Genomic DNA, 1,523 nt, shown 5'->3' with positions numbered 1-1,523 from the left:
CCTCTGTCCGGCACGGTCAGCCCAGCGGGCTGGAGCAGGGCATGCGATCGCAAGGCCGCGGCCAACCCGCCGATCAGCGCAGCGATGCTGGCCGACTTGATTTGCCTGTGAAGCCCTGTCCGGATAGTAAGTCTTGAGACCTCTGTTCATCATACTGACCGAGATACGTTGTTTCTACCATTGGTTGATATATATCCGATGGAGGGCAACCCACGGATGTTCTTCACGATGCATCTTTCTGCAAATGCCGAGGAGAAGTTGGCTGCGCCGTCAGTGCTGGAATCTCAGCATGGCTCGGTTCGGCCGCTGGCTGCCGAAGATCTTGAGCGCGTCGCCGCACTCTTCCTGACGAAGTTTCGCCGGCGCCGGCGTCACCTCCTCGATCGCGCGATCGCGGAAACGGCCGCGTATATGAGAGAGATTTACCTCGACCCTGCCGGCCAGTCCGGGGAAAGCAACGCTCTTGTCCAGATCAACCGGCACGGTCGTCTGGGTGGATTCCTCGGCGTTCTGAAAGCCCGCTACGAGCTCAATGGAGCGCCATTGAATGCGGCGATCATCGGGCCGCTCATGGCCGACCCCGGCACCGATGACGGCTCGGCCGGACCCCAATTGCTGCGTGCCTTGCATCAAGGCGAATTCGATCTGCAGCTGACCGATTCGGCCAACCGGACATCCTTGGCCTTCGCGCGCCCGATGAAGTACCAACTCCTCCCGGTGCATTGTCTGGGATGGACATATGTTTTCCGGCCGGCGGCGATGGCCGCCGCCGCACTGCACCGTAAATGGCCTGGCCTGCCTCGCCTTGTACTCGATCCATGCGCAAGAGCATTCGATGCTCTCGCCAAGAAAAGGTTCGAGCCACCGGTCCTCCATTCATCGTCGCATCGCACCCATCGTGAGCCGATCGATGCCGTTCAATTTGCCGAGAAGCTGCCGACCCTCCTGTCTGGTTACGCTCTTCGGCCGAGTTGGAAGGATGGGGAACTTGCACGGCTGCTTGCGCTGGCGGCCGAGAAGCGGGCCGACGGCCCCCTTCATTTCGGTGGGACCTACGACGAAACGGGCAAAATGCTCGGTTGTTATGCCTTCTATGGTCAAGCCGGCGGCGTGGCGAACCTGTTGCAGATCCAGGCATCCGGATTGCACTGGGGCGCGACGCTGGATGCGCTTGTCGCCGCCGCATGGGAGATGGGCTGTGTGGGCATCACCGGACAGACGCAGACCAAATTCATACCTCAACTCTTTGGCTACAAGAATGTCTTCTTCCGCTATGCCGGGGGAACAATGGTCCGCTCGCGGATCGCCGAGGTCACGGAAGCGGTCCGCTCCGGCGACATCTTTATCGGTGGATTGGTGGGCGACCGCTGGACCCGCCTCAGTTCCGATGATTTCGGCCGCTGATCGCCTTCAAGCGCTACAAACTTGGGTTAATGGGTTCCTTCGGAGCCTTCGCCGACGCGTTGGCTGACGGAGCATCAAACGAAAAACCCGCCTGTGCGGCGGGGCGCTGGGGCCAATCA

General features: G+C 60.9%; 1 protein-coding gene. It reads left to right on the top strand.

The annotated features are described in order from the left end of the window. Nucleotides 1–216 precede the first annotated feature (216 nt). On the top strand, nucleotides 217–1,404 hold the full coding sequence (locus tag EN906_RS33830; protein WP_236382810.1) for a hypothetical protein: 1,188 nt from the start codon (nucleotides 217–219) through the stop codon (nucleotides 1,402–1,404). Nucleotides 1,405–1,523: the final 119 nt, after the last annotated feature.

It is taken from the genome of Mesorhizobium sp. M7A.F.Ca.CA.004.06.1.1 (genome assembly GCF_003999135.1).
Taxonomy (GTDB): Bacteria; Pseudomonadota; Alphaproteobacteria; order Rhizobiales; family Rhizobiaceae; genus Mesorhizobium.
This window is presented reverse-complemented; position numbering and strand designations above follow the sequence as displayed.

Excerpts from the sequence above, each read along its gene's own strand:
- EN906_RS33830 (WP_236382810.1), top strand. The coding sequence starts at position 217 with ATGTTCTTCACGATGCATCTTTCTGCAAATGCCGAGGAGAAGTTGGCT.